Source organism: Streptococcus sp. LQJ-218, from assembly GCF_003428885.1.
Taxonomy (GTDB): Bacteria; Bacillota; Bacilli; order Lactobacillales; family Streptococcaceae; genus Streptococcus.
The window spans coordinates 93,859-112,132 of the sequence record NZ_QQRU01000004.1 but is presented as its reverse complement, the minus strand read 5'-3'; the positions used below and the strand labels follow the sequence as shown (position 1 = coordinate 112,132).

Below are 18,274 nucleotides of genomic sequence, written 5' to 3'. Positions count from 1 at the left end.
ATTTTTGACAGTGACTTTGGCTCTACTAGGTAAAGTAGAGTTTTTTGTTATGCACTATCGACATTCTAGAAAGGGCAATCATATGATACAAATCAATCACCTGACCATCACTCAAAACAAAGATTTACGAGACCTTGTCTCTGACTTAAACATGACCATACAAAACGGAGAAAAGGTTGCTATTATTGGTGAAGAAGGAAATGGCAAATCAACCTTGCTTAAAACTTTAATGGGAGAAACTTTACCTGATTTCACTATCAGAGGAGACATCCAGTCTGACCGTCAGTCTCTGGCCTATATTCCTCAAAAACTCCCCAAGGAGCTGAAAAAGAGAACTCTACACGACTACTTCTTTTTAGATTCTACTGAATTAGACTACAGTATCCTCTATCGTTTGGCTGAGGAATTACATTTTGATAGCAATCGTTTCACTAGCGACCAAGAGATCGGGAGCCTCTCGGGTGGCGAAGCTTTGAAAGTTCAACTCATCTATGAGTTAGCAAAGCCCTTTGAGATTCTATTTTTAGATGAACCTTCAAATGACCTAGACCTTGAGACGGTTGATTGGCTAAAAAGTCAGATTCGAAAGATTAGGCAAACTGTTATTTTCATTTCCCATGATGAAGACTTTCTTTCTGAAACGGCAGACACTATTGTCCACTTGCGACTGGTAAAGCACCGGAAAGAAGCAGAAACGTCAGTAGAGCATTTAGACTATGAACGCTACAGTGAACAAAGAAAGGCTAATTTTGCCAGACAAAGCCAGCAAGCTGCTAACGACCAGAGAGCCTATGACAAAACCATGGAAAAACATCGGCGAGTCAAGCAAAATGTAGAAACTGCACTTCGAGCTACCAAAGACAGTACTGCTGGGCGCCTATTGGCTAAAAAGATGAAAAATGTTCTCTCTCAAGAAAAACGCTACGAAAAGCTAGCTCAGTCCATGAGCCAAAAGCCACTTGAAGAAGAAGGTATAAAACTTTTCTTCTCAGAGATCCAACCATTACCGGCTTCTAAAACCTTAATCCAACTAGAAAAGGAGAATTTGTCCATTGACAACCGAGTTTTGGTGCAAGAACTACAACTAACGGTCCGTGGGCAAGAAAAAATCGGTATCGTCGGCCCAAATGGTGTTGGAAAATCAACTCTATTAGCCAAGTTAGAACAACTTCTGAATGATAAAAAAGAGATTTCCCTTGGTTATATGCCACAAAATTATCACAAAAAACTGCGATTGAATTTATCACCAATAGCCTACCTCAGCAAAACTGGAGAAAAAGAGGAACTAAAGAAAATTCAATCTCACTTAGCTAGTCTCAATTTCAGTTATCCAGAGATGCACCACCAAATCCGTTCCTTATCCGGTGGGCAACAAGGCAAACTTCTTCTTTTGAATTTAGTTCTGCGAAAGCCAAACTTTCTCCTGCTGGATGAACCTACACGAAACTTTTCTCCAACTTCTCAACCCGAAATTAGAAAACTCTTTGCCAATTACCCTGGTGGTCTGATCACTGTTTCGCATGATCGACGTTTCTTAAAAGAAGTTTGTACGACTATCTATCGTTTGACAGAACATGGTTTGGAAGTGGTCGATTTACAAGATCTTTAACTTTTAGAAATAAAACATCCAAAGGAAAACCTCTGGATGTTTTTTACATGTTTTTTACATGTTTTTCAAACGTTCAATTCGTTCTGAGATAGGTGGGTGGGTATAAAAGAGTTTTTGGAACCCTCCCCCTTTCTTGGGATCATTGATATAAAGTGCACTGCTGGCATCATCAACAGGACGACTCATCGGTTTACTGTTGTCTAACTTGCGTAGAGCATTAATCATCCCTTGAGGATTGCGAGTCAACTCGACACTGGAAGCATCAGCTAGGAATTCCCTCTGACGAGAAATAGCTAGTTGCACCAAGGTTGCAGCGAGAGGTGCCAGCACAATAGCTAGTAGAGAAACCACTAGCATAATGATTTCTAAGCCATTTCCGTCACGATCATCGTCACTCCGTCTACGACCTGCACCACCCCACCACATCATACGACCGGCCATACTAGAAAGCATGGTAATAGCACTGGCAAGGGCAACAGCAATAGTCGAAATACGGATATCGTAATTACGAATATGACTAACCTCATGTCCCATAACAGCTTCTAGCTCCTCGCGATTCATGATAGCTAAGAGACCTGACGTCGCAGCAACCGCAGCATTTTGAGGATTAGAACCTGTCGCAAAGGCATTTAAGGCTGGATCATCAATGATGAAAACACGAGGCATAGGAATCTGAGCGACCGTAGCCATATCTTCCACTACATGATAGAGCTCTGGTGACGTTTGTTCATCAACCTCACGTGCCCCATTCATGGACATGACAATCTCTGTCGATTGAAAAATCATGGACAAGGCATAGATAAAGCCGATAATCAGCGCGATAACCAAACCACCAGTCCCAGATCGCATAAAGAGGTAACCAACCGCATAGCCAACGAGAGCTAAGAGTAGGAAAAATACCAGCAACAAAATCCACGTTCTTCGCTTATTGCTTGCAATTTGATCAAACAGCATCTTAGTCACCTAAACCGCTAAAATCAACTTTAGGAACTGCCTTTTCCTCTTCTGGAGTTTGAAGGAAATCTGCTGCTTTAAACCCAAACATTCCAGCGATAATATTGCTTGGGAAAGTTTCTAATTTTACATTGTAGTTGCTGACAACACTGTTGTAGAGTTGACGAGAGTAAGAAATTTTATTTTCTGTGTTTGTCAACTCTTCTTGTAATTTGATAAAGTTAGCGCTAGCTTTCAAATCTGGATAATTTTCTGCCACTGCAAAGATACCAGAAATCTGGCGGGTAAGGGCATCACTGGCCTTCATAGCTTCAGCTGGTGACGTTGCTACGGCTACTTGTCTACGAAGTTCTGTCACTTTTTCCAAGGTAGAACCTTCATATTTGGCATAACCTTTTACAGTCTCAATCAAGTTTGGCAAGAGGTCATTTCGACGTTTCAACTGAACATCAATTTGGCTCCAAGCCTCCTTTGTTTGCATACGATTCTTAACTAAACCGTTGTAGCTAACAATCACAAAAATAACAATAAGAGCGATAACTCCAAGAATAATCCAAGTCATTATATAAGTCCTTTCTACTTTTAGGTTAGTACCAGTATATCAAATTTTTAATGATTGTGGTAAAATAAGATGATACTAAAGAAGGAAAAAATTATGAAACCAGAAACATTTTACAACTTGCTTGCCGAGCAAAATTTTCCACTTTCGGACCAGCAAAAAGAACAATTTGAACGTTATTTTGAGCTCTTGGTCGAGTGGAATGAAAGGATTAATTTAACAGCCATTACGGACAAGGAAGAAGTTTATCTCAAACATTTTTACGATTCGATTGCACCCATTCTGCAAGACTTGATTCCCAATGAAACTATCAAACTTCTTGATATCGGGGCTGGAGCTGGATTTCCTAGTCTTCCCATGAAAATTCTCTATCCTCAGTTAGATGTGACCATCATTGATTCGCTCAATAAGCGCATCAACTTCCTTCAACTATTGGCTCAGGAGCTGGAGTTAGACGGTGTTCATTTCTACCATGGACGTGCCGAAGATTTTGCCCAAGACAAGAACTTCCGTGCTCACTATGATTTTGTAACGGCTCGTGCTGTAGCCCGTATGCAGGTCTTATCCGAGTTGACTATTCCCTACTTAAAAATTGGTGGAAAATTGCTTGCTCTCAAGGCTAGCAATGCACCTGAAGAATTAACTGAAGCTAAAAACGCCCTCAATCTTCTCTTTAGTAAGGTTGAAGATAATCTCAGTTACACACTTCCTAACGGAGACCCTCGCTACATTACTATTGTTGAGAAGAAAAAGGAAACTCCAAACAAATATCCACGTAAAGCTGGCATGCCTAATAAACGCCCACTTTAGAAAGATTAAATAATCTGCAAACTCACACCTCGCTCTCCTATTTCAAGGCTCGGGAAAAAATGATTTACAAAATCATACCTCGCTCTCCTATTTCAAGGCTCGGGAAAAAATGATTTACAAAATCATTTTTTTCTGCTATACTATCACAAGCAAAGGTTTTTAATGTCATCCCGTGAGGTGACGAAGACGCAGATATATATGAAATTCTTTAATATTGGGATAACCATGTTTTGAAGAAGTCTTACTCTGAGAGCCTATTGCTGTAAAATAATGGGCTCTTTTTTGATGCCCAAAAGTGAGGTTTATATGAAACAAGAATCAACTGTTGATTTGCTTTTAGACGTTGACCAACGTCCTTCAGCTGGAAAAGGGATCCTTCTCAGCTTCCAACACGTTTTCGCCATGTTTGGTGCGACCATCTTGGTGCCACTGATTTTGGGAATGCCTGTATCTGTTGCACTGTTTGCATCAGGTGTAGGAACACTCATTTACATGGTTTGTACTGGATTTAAAGTTCCAGTTTATCTGGGTTCTTCTTTTGCCTTTATCACAGCTATGTCACTTGCTATGAAAGAAATGGGTGGCGATGTATCTGCCGCTCAAACTGGGGTTATTCTTACAGGTTTAATCTACGTTCTTGTTTCAACTAGCATCCGCTTTGCTGGTACAAAATGGATTGACAAACTTTTACCACCAATCGTTATCGGACCTATGATTATCGTTATCGGTCTTGGACTTGCAGGTTCAGCCGTGACTAACGCTGGTCTTGTAGCTGATGGAAATTGGAAAAATGCTCTTGTAGCAGTTGTTACTTTCTTAATCGCTGCCTTTATCAACACAAAAGGAAAAGGATTCCTACGAATCATTCCATTCCTCTTTGCCATTATCGGTGGTTACCTCTTTGCCCTAGCACTTGGATTGGTTGATTTCACTCCGGTTCTTGAAGCAAACTGGTTTGAAATCCCTGGTTTCTACCTACCATTCAACACAGGTGGTGCCTTCAAACAATACGACCTTTACTTCGGCCCTGAAACGATTGCCATCTTACCAATCGCTATCGTAACAATTTCTGAACATATCGGAGACCATACTGTTTTAGGTCAAATTTGTGGTCGTCAATTCTTGAAAGAACCAGGTCTTCACCGTACTCTTCTTGGTGACGGTATCGCAACTTCAGTTTCTGCCTTCCTTGGTGGACCAGCCAATACAACTTACGGAGAAAATACAGGGGTTATCGGTATGACTCGTATCGCTTCTGTCTCAGTTATCCGTAATGCTGCCTTTATTGCAATTGCCCTTAGCTTCCTTGGTAAATTCACTGCCTTGATTTCAACTATTCCAAACGCTGTACTTGGTGGGATGTCAATCCTTCTTTATGGGGTTATTGCCAGCAACGGTTTGAAAGTCTTGATCAAAGAACGTGTTGACTTCGGTCAAATGCGTAACCTAATCATCGCAAGTGCCATGTTGGTACTTGGACTTGGAGGAGCTATCCTTAAACTTGGTCCAGTTACCCTTTCAGGTACTGCCCTATCAGCCATGACAGGAATCGTCTTGAACTTGATCTTGCCATACGAAAATAAAGATTAAAAATCTAAACACATCAAAAAACGAGCATTTCCAATTACGGAAGTGCTCATTTTTCTTCTTTCTAAAAAAGGAAAGCCCTGCGGCCTTCCTTTGTCTTACTTGCGTTTCTTCTTCGCTTTTTTCATTTTGTTTGCCATGCGTTTCATAGACTGTTTCATGGCAAATTCACCGATTTTACCTTTTAGTCCACCACCAAACATCTGGTTCATATCTGGCATTCCTGCTCCTCCGAGAGCTGACAGGTCAGGCATACCGCCTTGTCCCATCATTCCTTCAAGGGCAGACATATCCATTCCTCCCATATTTGGCATATTTTTTGGAAGGTTGTTTGGATTGATTCCCATTTGCTTCATCATCTTGTTCATATCTCCAGACATAACACCCTGCATGAGTTGTTTAGCCTGGTTAAAGTCCTTGATAAATTTATTAACTTCGACAAAGGTATTTCCAGAACCAGCAGCGATACGACGGCGACGGCTTGGATTTAACAAATCTGGATTTTCACGCTCTTCAGGAGTCATGGATGAGACGATGGCACGTTTGCGGGCAATCTGGCGCTCATCCACTTTCATGTTTTGAAGGGCTGGGTTGTTGGCCATACCTGGAATCATTTTGAGCAAGTCTTCCATTGGCCCCATGTTTTGCACCTGATCCAGCTGATCAATGAAATCATTGAAATCAAAGGTGTTTTCACGCATCTTCTCAGCCATTTCAAGGGCTTTTTGCTCATCGTATTCCTGAGAAGCTTTCTCAATCAAAGTGAGCATATCCCCCATACCAAGGATACGGCTAGACATGCGATCTGGGTGGAAGGTTTCAATGTCCGTAATCTTTTCACCTGTACCAGTGAACTTGATTGGTTTTCCAGTAATGTGACGAACAGACAGAGCAGCACCACCACGAGTATCGCCATCAATCTTAGTAAGGATGACCCCAGTCACTTCCAACTGAGCATTAAACTCACGCGCAACATTGGCCGCTTCTTGACCAATCATGGCATCAACGACGAGCAGAATTTCGTTTGGTTGAGCTAGTGCTTTCACGTCACGAAGTTCATTCATCAAAAGCTCATCAATCTGCAAACGCCCTGCCGTATCAATCAAGACATAGTCATTATGATTGGCTTGGGCTTGTTCCAAACCTTGACGTACAATCTCAACAGCTGGTACTTCTGTACCAAGTGCGAAAACCGGCACATCAATCTGTTGACCCAGAGTTTTCAACTGGTCAATAGCAGCCGGACGATAGATATCCGCCGCAATCATCAAAGGACGGGCATTTTCTTCTTTCTTGAGTTTGTTGGCCAATTTACCAGCAAAGGTTGTTTTACCAGCCCCTTGTAAACCAACCATCATGATGATGGTTGGAATCTTAGGTGACTTGATAATTTCTGCCGTATCAGAACCTAAAACGGCTGTCAGTTCCTCATCAACGATTTTAATAATCTGTTGCGCAGGATTAAGTGTATCAATGACCTCATGCCCAACTGCACGCTCACGAACTTTCTTGATAAAGTCCTTTACAACGGGCAAGGCAACGTCGGCCTCGAGCAAGGCCAAGCGAATTTCTTTGGTTGCCTCTTGGACATCAGATTCAGAGATTTTTCCTTTTTTACGTAGATTTTTAAAAACGTTCTGCAAACGTTCTGTTAAACTTTCAAATGCCATGTTTCTTCCTCTTATTCTCTATTATCAATGCTTGTTAAAATTTCTATCTGCTCCTGCAGAAAGTCATCCTTGGGATAGCGCTCCAAAATCTGATCAAAAATCTGACTGCGGACAATGTAGTCCGAGTACATGTGCAATTTCATCTCATAATCTTCCAGAATCTTTTCTGTCCGCTTGATATTATCATAGACAGCCTGACGACTGACACCAAACTCCTCGGCAATCTCAGCAAGGCTGTAATCATCAGCGTAGTAGAGCTCGATATAATTCATTTGCTTATCTGTCAAAAGCGCCGCATAAAATTCAAAGAGCGCATTCATACGATTGGTTTTTTCGATTTCCATAACTTTTATTATACCAAAAAATAGCCTAATCTACCACACTAGGAAGCCAATCCAAGAAGATAGCTAGCTAAATTTGAAAAAGACATGAGCCTAGCCCCAAGTAATTTCCAATTGATAGCTGGCAAAGGGATGTCCCTCTTGATTTTGTAGTTGATAATCTAGTTCAATCTTTTGCCCATCAACTTGATAATGGCTCGTTTGGATGGTAAACTCCTGCATCCCCATTGGAGTAGGAATATAGGCTAAACTATCACTATCCTTTAAAAAGCGCATAATGGTCTTGGGATTGGAAAATCGGCTCATCACCAGTTCTTCTTCATGAAACTTGAGAACCACTTTTTCCTTCTCCTCATTATAGAAAAGCAGGTAGCTATAATCTCCCTTTTCATGCACTTCCACGTCATAAAGTTGGTCAATCACTTCCAACTGCTCATCAAACTGAATGGTATTTCGCATCCGAATCTTCACATCAAGTCCTCTTTCTTGTCTCTTGTCCTACTATTTTACCAAAAACTCTAGCTTTTTGCTATAATGGTCATATGAACGAAAAAGTATTCCGTGACCCAGTTCACAAATACATCCATGTCAATAATCAAATCATATATGACTTGATTAATACAAAAGAATTTCAACGCTTACGCCGGATCAAGCAACTGGGGACTTCCAGTTATACCTTCCACGGTGGAGAACACAGTCGCTTCTCTCACTGTCTAGGGGTCTATGAGATTGCTCGTCGTATCACGGAGATTTTTGAAGAAAAATATCCTGAGGAATGGAATCCTTCTGAGTCTCTCTTGACCATGACCGCTGCTCTCCTACATGACCTTGGACATGGCGCCTACTCCCATACTTTTGAACATCTCTTTGATACAGACCATGAAGCCATTACTCAGGAGATTATCCAAAACCCTGAAACAGAGATTCACCAAGTCTTACTACAAGTAGCGCCAGATTTCCCAGAAAAGGTAGCCAGTGTCATTGACCATACCTATCCTAACAAGCAGGTCGTACAACTCATTTCTAGTCAGATTGATGCAGACCGCATGGACTATCTCTTGCGCGACTCCTATTTTACAGGAGCATCTTATGGAGAATTTGACCTGACTCGAATCTTGCGTGTCATTCGTCCTATCGAAAATGGTATCGCCTTTCAGCGCAATGGCATGCATGCCATCGAAGACTACGTCCTCAGCCGTTACCAGATGTATATGCAGGTTTATTTTCACCCAGCAACACGCGCTATGGAAGTTCTCCTACAGAATCTCCTCAAGCGCGCCAAGGAACTCTATCCTGCAGACAAGGACTTCTTTGCACGAACTTCTCCACATCTCCTACCTTTCTTTGAAAAAAATGTGACCTTGTCTGACTATCTGGCTCTGGATGATGGTGTGATGAATACCTACTTCCAGCTCTGGATGACCAGCTCTGACAAAATTCTCGCAGACTTGTCGCAACGTTTTGTCAACCGTAAGGTCTTTAAATCCATTACCTTTTCACAAGAAGACCAAGACCAACTCGCCAGCATGAGAAAATTGGTTGAGGACATCGGCTTTGATCCAGACTACTACACTGCCATTCATAAGAACTTCGACCTCCCTTATGATATTTATCGTCCCGAATCTGAAAATCCACGGACCCAGATTGAGATTCTACAGAAAAATGGAGAACTGGCTGAACTCTCTAGCCTGTCTCCTATCGTCCAATCCCTTGCTGGCAGTCGCCACGGAGATAATCGTTTCTATTTTCCAAAAGAAATGTTGGACCAAAACAGTATCTTTGCTAGCATTACCCAGCAATTTTTACACTTGATTGAGAACGATCATTTTACGCCAAATAAAAACTAGAAGAGGAAATTTATGAGTATTAAACTAATCGCCGTTGATATCGACGGAACCCTAGTCAACAGTCAAAAGGAAATCACTCCTGAAGTCTTTTCTGCTATCCAAGATGCCAAACAAGCTGGTGTCAAAGTCGTGATTGCAACTGGTCGCCCTATCGCAGGTGTTGCTAAACTTCTGGACGAATTGCAGTTGAGAGACGAGGGTGACTATGTAGTGACCTTTAATGGTGCCCTTGTCCAAGAAACTGCTACAGGACATGAAATTATCAGCGAGTCCTTGACCTATGAGGATTATCTGGATATGGAATTTCTCAGTCGTAAGCTCGGTGTTCACATGCACGCCATTACAAAGGACGGTATCTACACAGCCAATCGCAATATCGGAAAATATACAGTGCACGAATCAACCCTCGTCAGCATGCCTATTTTCTACCGCACTCCTGAAGAAATGGCTGACAAAGAAATTGTCAAGTGTATGTTCATCGATGAACCAGAAATTCTCGATGCTGCAATTGAAAAAATTCCAGCAGAATTTTACGAACGCTACTCCATCAACAAATCTGCTCCTTTCTACCTCGAACTCCTTAAAAAGTATGTTGACAAGGGTTCAGCCATTACTCACTTAGCTGAAAAACTCGGATTGACCAAAGATCAAACCATGGCGATTGGGGACGAAGAAAATGACCGTGCCATGCTGGAAGTCGTTGGTAACCCTGTTGTCATGGAAAATGGAAATCCAGAAATCAAAAAAATTGCCAAATACATCACTAAAACAAATGACGAATCAGGCGTTGCCCATGCCATCCATACGTGGGTACTGTAAAAGGGAAAACGAAAACCGCTCAGCTGAGCGGTTTTTGAATGTCTAATTATTGCCCCCTGCAGGAATCGAACCTGCAACTACTCCTTAGGAGGGAGTTGTTATATCCATTGAACTAAGGGAGCTAGATAAAAACTCTGCTGAAAAAGCAGAGTTTTTTAGTCGAATTAACGACGGATTTCTTTGATACGAGCTGCTTTACCTTGAAGTGCACGCAAGTAGTACAATTTCGCACGACGTACTTTACCGTAACGAACAACTTCGATCTTTTCAACACGTGGAGTGTGGATTGGGAAGATACGCTCAACACCTACACCGTTAGAGATTTTACGAACTGTGTAGTTTTCTGAGATGCCAGCACCTTTACGTGCGATAACAACACCTTCAAAAATCTGGATACGTTCACGGTTACCTTCGACAACTTTCGCGTGTACACGAACAGTGTCACCAGGACGGAATGATGGGATATCTGTACGAAGTTGACCTTCAGTCAAGCTTTGGATTAATGGATTCATTTTATTCTCCTATCTTTGTCAATCTTGAGGAATCTTCCTCAGCGGATAAACTGTATTTTTGTGCGTCCATTACACACAAGATATAGTTTACCAAATTTCCACCTAAAAGTAAAGAAATTTATAGCAGAATTCCTAAAAAAATCGCAATCAAACCACCTAGGTAGGTCAAAGTCAGGTAAGAATAAAAAATCTTCTTATCACTTAACAGTCTTTGGAGTTCATCATTCAAGGTCGAAAAAGTCGTTAAACCGCCACAAAAACCCGTCGCTAAAATAGTATAAACTTCCTTGGATTCCACATGATTGTAGAATAATCCAATCAAAAAACAACCCAAAAGATTGGCTATGAGCGTTCCGAGTGGCAATTTAGAAGCTTGATTATAGCGGGAAAAGAAATACCGTACGAGAGCTCCCAAGCCACAAGCAATTGCAAGATAGACCATTACCATTTCTTCCTCCCTAAATAGTAAGCCAAGAGCAGGCCTCCACCAATACTCAAAAGCAAATACAGGATCAAACTAAGATAGCGCCCTGTATCCAGCAATTTTACGGCATCTAACATGAGACTAGAAAAAGTAGTCAAACCGCCACAAAAGCCAGTACCAAGTGCTAAAATAACACCTTTACTAGTTCCCTTATAAACCAGATAGCCCTTAACAAGATAGACTAGGCAGAAAATGCCTAGATAGTTGACAAGAAGGGTTCCCCAAGGAAATTCCGGACTGGCTGGTAACCAAGTGGAAACCAGGTAGCGAACCAATCCGCCCAACATAGCAGCTAAAAAAATTCCTAGGGGAAAAAATTGTTCTTTTTTCATTTGATGTTTTTGTCCTGATAATCGCGCGAACGTTTGAGAATGTCTGAAAAAGTCTTAACGATTGTTACTTCGTATTTTTTATTGCTGACACGACTTTTGACTTTTTCAAAGATAACTTCTTCTCTTTTAGTATCTAGAATAGGTTTCCCTGAAGCTTTTTTATAAGCAACTACACCTTCAACTAGATGCATTCTTTCTTCTAAGAGTTTTACAATTTGGTCATCAATTTGATCGATTTCTTGTCTAATTCTATCTAAATTCATAGAGTCTCCTTCATTATTTGAATGACTGTATCAAAAGCTTCTAAATGGGCTAGTTCATTCCTAGGGACAACTAATAAAAACTGCACTGACAACTTTCATCAGTGCAACTTCATGCTTATCCTACTTTAGCAGCTAATTCTTCTGCGAATTGCTCCAAGCGTTCAATATCTTCTTCCTCGGCAGAAAGGTCAACTTTAACGCACTCTGATCCTTTTTCAGCTCCTGTAGCTACAAATACTCGGTCAAAGTCATCAACAGCTTTACAGAATTCATCGTAGAAAGTATCACCTGAACCGACTACTCCATAGATTTTACCGCTCAAGTTGAGATCTGCTAGATCTTCGTAGAAGTCCATCATCTCATCAGGTAATTCCCCATCTCCGTATGTATAAGTTGCTACAATGGCGATGTCTGCTTCTAAAAAGTCAGAAGCGTCAACAGTTGTACACTCATCAACATCTACCTCTAAACCCAAGTCACGTAATTTGTCTGCTACAATATCTGCAATTTCTTCGGTATTACCGGTCATGCTGGCAAATACAATTTTTGCTAATGCCATATCGTCCTCCTCAATTTAACTTCCTCCATTATATCACATCTTTTTCATTTTAAAAATAAAAATTCTTGTGCTACAATGAAATGAGAAAGAATTGAGGTTATTTATGGAAATTTGCCATCAAATTTTAGAAAAAATCAAAGCATACGATACCATTATCATTCACCGTCATATGAAACCAGACCCTGATGCCTTGGGAAGTCAGGTGGGACTGAAAGCTCTTCTCAAACATCATTTCCCAGAAAAAACCATCAAAGCCGTTGGTTTTGATGAACCGACTCTTACTTGGATGGCTGAGATGGATCTTGTTGAAGATAGTGCCTACCAAGGCGCCCTTGTCATCGTCTGTGATACGGCTAATACTGCTCGTATTGATGATAAGCGTTATAACCAAGGTGATTTTCTCATTAAGATTGATCACCATCCAAATGATGATGTATACGGTGACCTGTCTTGGGTGGATACTAGTTCAAGCAGCGCTAGCGAGATGATTACCTTATTTGCAGAAACAACTCAACTGACCTTGTCAGATCGCGCTGCTGAGTTGCTCTTTGCAGGAATTATTGGTGATACAGGTCGCTTCCTCTACCCTTCTACCACTTCACGCACATTCCGCCTAGCTGCGTCTCTGAGAGAACAGAACTTTGACTTTGCAGCTCTCACTCGCAAAATGGACACTATGAGCTACAAAATTGCTAAACTTCAAGGCTACATCTACGACCATCTGGAAGTGGATGAAAATGGTGCAGCTCGCGTTATCCTGAGTCAAGAAATCTTGAAACAATTCAATGTTACCGATGCTGAAACTGCAGCCATTGTCGGTGCACCTGGACGCATTGACAGTGTTAGTCTCTGGGGAATTTTTGTGGAACAGGCTGATGGCCACTATCGCGTTCGACTTCGCAGTAAAACCCATCCTATCAATGAAATAGCCAAGGAACATGATGGTGGAGGCCACCCTCTAGCAAGCGGTGCCAATTCCTATAGCCTAGAAGAAAACGAAGTCATCTACCAAAAGTTAAAAAACTTGCTTAAAAACTGATAAAAATACTTGCCAAACTTTTCAGAATCTGATAGACTAGTATGGTAACAATCTATGGCTCGCAAAGAGACCATGGCAGAAAGGAAATATTGCAAAATGAAAAAAGATATCCATCCAGAATATCGCCCAGTTGTCTTCATGGACACAACTACTGGTTACCAATTCCTTAGCGGTTCAACAAAACGCTCTAACGAAACAGTTGAGTTCGAAGGCGAAACTTACCCATTGATTCGTGTGGAAATTTCATCAGACTCACATCCATTCTACACTGGACGTCAAAAGTTCACTCAAGCAGATGGACGCGTGGATCGTTTCAACAAAAAATACGGTCTCAAATAATCAACCGCATTTATTGCTTAAAAACGTTGATACAAAGCCTTTTCCAAGAAATTGGAATTGGCTTTTTTTGTTTTTAGTACCGTTTTTGGTACCGTCTTGGAAAACTAACCTTTTGCACTATCCAGATAATCTACAAATTTTGTGATAGCTTTCTTCTCTCCTGCTACTGTAGAATGGCTATAAGTATCCAAGGTCATCTGACTACTTGCATGCCCTAACCTTTTGGCCGCATTGACAGGGTCAACCCCTACTTCAATCATCAAGGTTGCATGAGTATGTCTGAATCCATGAGGAGTTATCTTCTTCAAGTCATGTTTCCTAATAATGCGCTTTAGAACACTATTGATATAGTCCTGATATAAAGGCTCTATCTTTCCATCTCGGCCAACAAACGTAAACATGTAATCACTATCAATCAATGGGGTAACTGACAGTTGCCCCTTTTCTTTTCTGCTCTTTTGTTTCCACTCTTTCAAAATCGAGACTGTCTCAGTATCTAAAGGAATTTGCCGTATTGAAAACTTGTTTTTGGTGCTTTTCTCAACGGCCTTCCCCTTGATTCTACCTAGGTTTTTGCTGATAGAAAGTAATTGATTATCAAAATCAATATCAGACCACCTCAAAGAATACAGCTCCCCTTTCCTTAAGCCACTATAAGCTAACACACGAAATAAGGCATAGTTTTTATAAGGCTCTTCTGCTTTAATAATGTCTAAAAACTCATGTAACTCCTCAACGCTAAAGAAGTTATCTGACTTCTTCCGCTCTCTTTTTGGGAGTATCACTTGTTTCATTGGGTTGTCTGTAATCAATTTCATTTTCAAAGCAAAATCAAACACTTGACTAGTGTAAGATTTTACCTGTTTGATATTTCTAAAAGTCTGACCTTTTTCGGTAATAAAGTCCTGACATTGCCAAGGAGTAATTTTGGAAATTTTCACCTTTCCAAGAACTGGCAAGATATGAATTCTAAATAAATCATCTGTACGGATGCTTGTCGTCCTCTCTACTGTGTTTTGATAAGTTTTGAACCATTCTTCAAAAACTTCATCAAAACGTCTCTCAGAGACTCTCAGAATCCCTGAGAGGTCGCCTGACGCTTTTTTGTGGTAAATCATAGCTTCATACTGTTTAGCCTCTCTAAGGCTCTTAAAACCGCTTTTAAAGAAGTCCTGACGTTTACCATCAATTACCCTATAGATTCTGACCTTATAAAGATAGCCTGATTTAGACTTTTTAGCCTTATATTTAATAATAGACATTCTAATTTCTCCTTTATTTTTTAAGGTTTCGGAGCTTATAAAATAAAGAAATCATGATTGTCAGTTATTTCTTACTCTTTTTCTCTTCTGAACGTCTCTTGTATTCAGGACTCTCTACCCATGCCTCCCAGACATAATGATAAGGGGAGTCTTCTGCTCCTGATTTGTTAATCAGGAAAGGAATAAGGCCTTGTTTCTCATCAGCTATAAATTCCTTAACAGCTTTAACTAAAACAGGGTTGAAGCCTTTTTTAGTTGCTAGAAAATCAATGTAATCAGACAATGCCTCTGACTGATTGAGTTCTGCAAGTATAATGGCAAGGTCATCACCAAAAGGTGTCCATTTAGTAATTTTATGTTCTATACTTGTACCTTTTGTCAACACTTTATAGAAATCTTTGATCATTTCTTTAGGTGCTCCTGGATCTTTCAATACAGGATTATCATCAAGCCCTAGTAAGTAAGGGATAGATACTCCAAAGTATTCTGATAGAATTTGCGCATTTTTAGCATTTGGACTTCTACTCCCTTGATTGTAATTTCCGAGAGTAGAGTAGCCTATACCTGTAGCCTCACTTATTTCTTTAAGAGATAATTTACTGTTTTTAACAAGTGTTTGAAAGTTTGTCAAATAATAATCCTCCTTTTTGACATATTATAACACAAATTACACAAAAGAGAAAAAACTCTTGACACAAAACACAAAAGAGATTATAATTTAATTCAAGATACACATTTGTGTATTTAATTCGGAGCTTATAAAATTAAGAAAGGGGTCAGAATATGACAGAAAACTTTACCATCCACCTCCCAAAAGCAACAGAAAAGAAGTTGCTTGCCCGTTACGATACCATGCTTCAGAAAGCTATTGAAAAAGCTTTTGAAGATCAGGAACTGTATAAGCCTATGCTACGAATGTCAGGTCTATGTCGATGGCTTGATGTATCCACTACTACCATTGTCAAATGGCAACGTGAAGGCATGCCCCACATGGTCATTGACGGAGTGACCTTGTACGATAAACACAAAATCGCTAAATGGCTACAACAATATGAAAGATAGGAAATACTATGACTTACACTTTTGAAGATAATTGTTACTATATCCCTAAAATCCTCTTTCAAGACGCTTATTACCAAGATTTGAGTATCGATGCTATAGTAGTTTATACAATTCTGAAAGATAAACAAAAGGAGGTTACAAGTAAAGGATGGATTGACTCTGAAGGCAATATTTATCTGGCCTATCGTTTGTCTGAAATGCAAAAGATGTTCGGTGTAGGAAAAAAGAAAATGATTAATATCCTACGTATGTTGGAGGAGCACAATCTGATTGAACGAGAAAGAGAAGGTGTATTCTACGGATACAGCTTGCCTTATCGGATGTATATCAACGAAATATGAGGTGATAAAAATGATAAAAATATTCTTTGGGAATGATCCTGGTATTCGAGCACAGTTAACCCAGCAGCTAACTTCCTACTCTATTAATTTTCAAAGTTATGAAGAGGAACAACTTACTGAACAAGTCTTTCTGGAAATGTTGAAACAGACAAGTGATTTCTTTGATTTGCTAAATCCTAATCTAGTACACTACAAACTGGATAATCGACTTAGCCTCAAGCAATTTATCCATCGAATTTTATCTGATAAGGATAAATATTTAAGACTACCAATTGCAATTGTAAATGACCGAGTTTACTCTGGAGTATCAGTAGAAGATGTTCGCATGTTTATTCCTAAAGAACGTAGAAAAATTGAAAGACAGTATCTCTTCAAAAAGTTTGAGGAATTGGAGGCAGGGGCCCTCTTCTGGAGAAACTTTGACTCATTTAGGAAACAGTCAGAATTACGTTGGTTTGAACTGTATGATTTATTATTTGCTGATGAATCTGACGATTTAGGAGAAATCAAAAAAGCTAAAGACCGATTCTTTACATACAAGAATAACAAGCAAATTCCTCCTGAAGATATCATCGAAAAAATTCAAAAAATATTTTTGATTGATAGAGTTGATTTTTTCAAAAAAAATATTTCAAGTTTGCAAAACATTTAATCTTAAAACAATTGTGAAAACAACTATGAAAATATTTTGAAAACGGGATTTTGAGACTAAATTTTTGAGCCTCCTCAAAATTTATAACGCGTGCGCTTCTAACAGCACGCTATGTTCCCATTTCGTGGGATTTTACTACACCCATTTTTTGGCAAGTTTGACCGTAGCAAAATGAAAATGGTCCGACGAAGTCGGCTTGGGGTTGCTCCCCCAAGAATGTCATTTTACGGAGGTCTTTACGCAGACAAAAAAGAGGTGCCGATAGGCGACCTCTAAAAGAAAGGAGGTTTATTTGGATTTAAAAGTTAGTTTAGATAATATTACTATAACTGCTGAAATACGCAACAGTAGTTTCAATAATTTTAAAAAATTAGTTAGCAACCATATTGCAATCATCACTCAAAAAGCTATGACAGATATGTTTCAAGCCTATACCAAGTCTGGGGGGCAAGTTATCCTCCATTTAGAGTATGATAAACTAAAAGGACAAGCTCGAAATGCTCGCCCTTTCCGAATGGAGTTTAATCCTAACAAACTCCGAACAGTTGATACTGAAATTCTTAATACGATTATACCATATCTCGAAGATATTTCAATCACTCGAGCTGACTTAGCTTTTGATTTTTTTAATCTTGATTGTAGTGAATTCATTTTAGAAAAGAAGGGACGGCCTACTGCAACAAAAGAATGGAGAGATAAAAATGGTAAGCTTGAAACAAAATATCTAGGAGCTTCAAGGTCAGAAAAACAAATTCGACTATACGATAAAAAAGTTGAACAACTGACGAACGGAAGTGAAGATGAACGACAAAACGCACAACAATATGAACATTGGTGGAGATTAGAATTTCAGTTACGAAGTCGCTCCGTTGAAAATATTTTTGAGGTTATTGACACTATTATATTCAAACCGTTTTATTTTGAAACTCTAGGAATTGAAACACAACTTTATCTATTAGCTTTAACACGTGATAAAGGAATCTGGAATAAAGTTAGCAAAAACACTAGAAGTAAATACAAGAAAATTTTGGAAACTCATCAAACTTCCGATACTGATTATTTGCAATTGATGAAAAATCTGTTACATAAAGAACGACCCAAACTAGAAAAACAACTTGCTTTTTATGGGGGTCGTTAGGCATTCTTCGGAATGCCTTTCGCTCTTCGGAGCGAAACAAAAAGAGAAGTTTGTGGCTCGAACTTCTCTTTTCATCGGACTGTTTCGACAGTCCG

The 18,274-nt window shown here is 39.8% G+C and carries 23 protein-coding genes and 1 tRNA gene; 11 read left to right on the top strand and 13 right to left on the bottom strand.

Annotation, left to right across the window (positions count from 1 at the left end; translation table 11 throughout):
• The first annotated feature begins 49 nt into the window (after positions 1–49).
• Positions 50–1,609, top strand: a complete 1,560-nt coding sequence (locus D2908_RS04750; protein ID WP_117305421.1) for an ATP-binding cassette domain-containing protein — start codon at positions 50–52, stop codon at positions 1,607–1,609.
• Between the two features lie 54 nt (positions 1,610–1,663).
• Here the strand turns inward: D2908_RS04750 and htpX are convergent, their stop codons facing one another.
• Together htpX and D2908_RS04740 are read right to left on the bottom strand one after the other, a co-directional pair.
• Positions 1,664–2,563, bottom strand: a complete 900-nt coding sequence (htpX, locus tag D2908_RS04745) for a zinc metalloprotease HtpX (protein WP_117305272.1) — start codon at positions 2,561–2,563, stop codon at positions 1,664–1,666.
• Position 2,564: 1 nt separating this feature from the next.
• Positions 2,565–3,125, bottom strand: a complete 561-nt coding sequence (locus D2908_RS04740) for a LemA family protein (protein WP_117305271.1) — start codon at positions 3,123–3,125, stop codon at positions 2,565–2,567.
• Positions 3,126–3,218: 93 nt separating this feature from the next.
• Between D2908_RS04740 and rsmG the strand changes: the two genes are divergently transcribed.
• Positions 3,219–3,932 (top strand): 16S rRNA (guanine(527)-N(7))-methyltransferase RsmG, encoded by a 714-nt coding sequence (gene rsmG, locus D2908_RS04735; RefSeq protein WP_117305269.1) that lies wholly within the window; start codon positions 3,219–3,221, stop codon positions 3,930–3,932.
• A gap of 306 nt (positions 3,933–4,238) precedes the next feature.
• Entirely contained in the window at positions 4,239–5,522 is a 1,284-nt protein-coding gene (locus D2908_RS04730) for a solute carrier family 23 protein (RefSeq protein WP_049496312.1), read from the top strand.
• 95 nt (positions 5,523–5,617) lie between these two features.
• Here D2908_RS04730 and ffh read toward each other — a convergent pair whose 3' ends face one another.
• The 3 genes from ffh to D2908_RS04715 form a co-directional block, all read right to left on the bottom strand.
• Positions 5,618–7,189: a signal recognition particle protein gene (gene ffh, locus D2908_RS04725; protein ID WP_117305267.1), complete on the bottom strand. Its 1,572-nt coding sequence runs from the start codon at positions 7,187–7,189 to the stop codon at positions 5,618–5,620.
• Between the two features lie 11 nt (positions 7,190–7,200).
• Positions 7,201–7,533 carry a putative DNA-binding protein gene (locus D2908_RS04720; RefSeq protein ID WP_000402066.1) on the bottom strand — a complete coding sequence of 111 codons (333 nt, stop codon included), beginning with the start codon at positions 7,531–7,533 and terminating at the stop codon, positions 7,201–7,203.
• 90 nt (positions 7,534–7,623) lie between these two features.
• Entirely contained in the window at positions 7,624–8,001 is a 378-nt protein-coding gene (locus D2908_RS04715) for a DUF1934 domain-containing protein (RefSeq protein WP_117305265.1), read from the bottom strand.
• Between the two features lie 71 nt (positions 8,002–8,072).
• Here D2908_RS04715 and D2908_RS04710 point away from each other — a divergent pair, with 71 nt between their 5' ends.
• Together D2908_RS04710 and yidA are read left to right on the top strand one after the other, a co-directional pair.
• Entirely contained in the window at positions 8,073–9,377 is a 1,305-nt protein-coding gene (locus tag D2908_RS04710) for an HD domain-containing protein (protein WP_117305263.1), read from the top strand.
• Between the two features lie 12 nt (positions 9,378–9,389).
• Positions 9,390–10,196, top strand: coding sequence for a sugar-phosphatase (gene yidA, locus D2908_RS04705; RefSeq protein WP_117305261.1), 807 nt, complete (start codon positions 9,390–9,392; stop codon positions 10,194–10,196).
• A gap of 50 nt (positions 10,197–10,246) precedes the next feature.
• On the opposite strand, the gene D2908_RS04700 is transcribed toward yidA, so the two are convergent.
• The 6 genes from D2908_RS04700 to D2908_RS04675 form a co-directional block, all read right to left on the bottom strand.
• Positions 10,247–10,318: transfer RNA gene (locus D2908_RS04700), tRNA-Arg, on the bottom strand.
• Positions 10,319–10,360: 42 nt separating this feature from the next.
• Positions 10,361–10,708, bottom strand: a complete 348-nt coding sequence (gene rplS / locus D2908_RS04695) for a 50S ribosomal protein L19 (protein ID WP_001068669.1) — start codon at positions 10,706–10,708, stop codon at positions 10,361–10,363.
• A 118-nt stretch (positions 10,709–10,826) separates the two neighbouring features.
• Positions 10,827–11,156, bottom strand: coding sequence for a fluoride efflux transporter CrcB (crcB, locus tag D2908_RS04690; protein ID WP_117305259.1), 330 nt, complete (start codon positions 11,154–11,156; stop codon positions 10,827–10,829).
• The gene (gene crcB / locus D2908_RS04685) at positions 11,150–11,524 is read right to left on the bottom strand and encodes a fluoride efflux transporter CrcB (protein ID WP_117305257.1); all 375 of its coding nucleotides are present in this window, start codon (positions 11,522–11,524) and stop codon (positions 11,150–11,152) included. The genes crcB (D2908_RS04690) and crcB (D2908_RS04685) overlap by 7 nt, the downstream gene beginning before the upstream one ends.
• Entirely contained in the window at positions 11,521–11,787 is a 267-nt protein-coding gene (locus tag D2908_RS04680; protein ID WP_117305255.1) for a chorismate mutase, read from the bottom strand. The genes crcB (D2908_RS04685) and D2908_RS04680 overlap by 4 nt, the downstream gene beginning before the upstream one ends.
• Positions 11,788–11,902: 115 nt before the next feature.
• The gene (locus tag D2908_RS04675; RefSeq protein ID WP_117305253.1) at positions 11,903–12,346 is read right to left on the bottom strand and encodes a flavodoxin; all 444 of its coding nucleotides are present in this window, start codon (positions 12,344–12,346) and stop codon (positions 11,903–11,905) included.
• A 103-nt stretch (positions 12,347–12,449) separates the two neighbouring features.
• Between D2908_RS04675 and D2908_RS04670 the strand changes: the two genes are divergently transcribed.
• Both D2908_RS04670 and D2908_RS04665 read left to right on the top strand, forming a co-directional pair.
• Positions 12,450–13,385 (top strand): bifunctional oligoribonuclease/PAP phosphatase NrnA, encoded by a 936-nt coding sequence (locus D2908_RS04670; protein WP_117305251.1) that lies wholly within the window; start codon positions 12,450–12,452, stop codon positions 13,383–13,385.
• Between the two features lie 96 nt (positions 13,386–13,481).
• Entirely contained in the window at positions 13,482–13,724 is a 243-nt protein-coding gene (locus D2908_RS04665; RefSeq protein ID WP_000710764.1) for a type B 50S ribosomal protein L31, read from the top strand.
• 104 nt (positions 13,725–13,828) lie between these two features.
• On the opposite strand, the gene D2908_RS04660 is transcribed toward D2908_RS04665, so the two are convergent.
• Together D2908_RS04660 and D2908_RS04655 are read right to left on the bottom strand one after the other, a co-directional pair.
• A complete protein-coding gene (locus tag D2908_RS04660) occupies positions 13,829–14,986 on the bottom strand; it encodes a tyrosine-type recombinase/integrase (RefSeq protein ID WP_117305249.1) in 1,158 nt (385 codons plus the stop codon).
• A gap of 64 nt (positions 14,987–15,050) precedes the next feature.
• On the bottom strand, positions 15,051–15,617 hold the full coding sequence (locus tag D2908_RS04655; RefSeq protein ID WP_117305247.1) for a helix-turn-helix transcriptional regulator: 567 nt from the start codon (positions 15,615–15,617) through the stop codon (positions 15,051–15,053).
• Between the two features lie 152 nt (positions 15,618–15,769).
• Between D2908_RS04655 and D2908_RS04650 the strand changes: the two genes are divergently transcribed.
• From D2908_RS04650 to D2908_RS04635, 4 genes are all read left to right on the top strand, one after another.
• Positions 15,770–16,048, top strand: a complete 279-nt coding sequence (locus tag D2908_RS04650) for a DNA-binding protein (protein WP_117305245.1) — start codon at positions 15,770–15,772, stop codon at positions 16,046–16,048.
• A gap of 8 nt (positions 16,049–16,056) precedes the next feature.
• On the top strand, positions 16,057–16,389 hold the full coding sequence (locus D2908_RS04645; RefSeq protein WP_117305243.1) for a replication initiator protein A: 333 nt from the start codon (positions 16,057–16,059) through the stop codon (positions 16,387–16,389).
• Between the two features lie 10 nt (positions 16,390–16,399).
• Positions 16,400–17,041, top strand: coding sequence for a hypothetical protein (locus D2908_RS04640; RefSeq protein WP_117305241.1), 642 nt, complete (start codon positions 16,400–16,402; stop codon positions 17,039–17,041).
• A 292-nt stretch (positions 17,042–17,333) separates the two neighbouring features.
• Positions 17,334–18,179: a replication initiation protein gene (locus D2908_RS04635; RefSeq protein WP_117305239.1), complete on the top strand. Its 846-nt coding sequence runs from the start codon at positions 17,334–17,336 to the stop codon at positions 18,177–18,179.
• Positions 18,180–18,274: the final 95 nt, after the last annotated feature.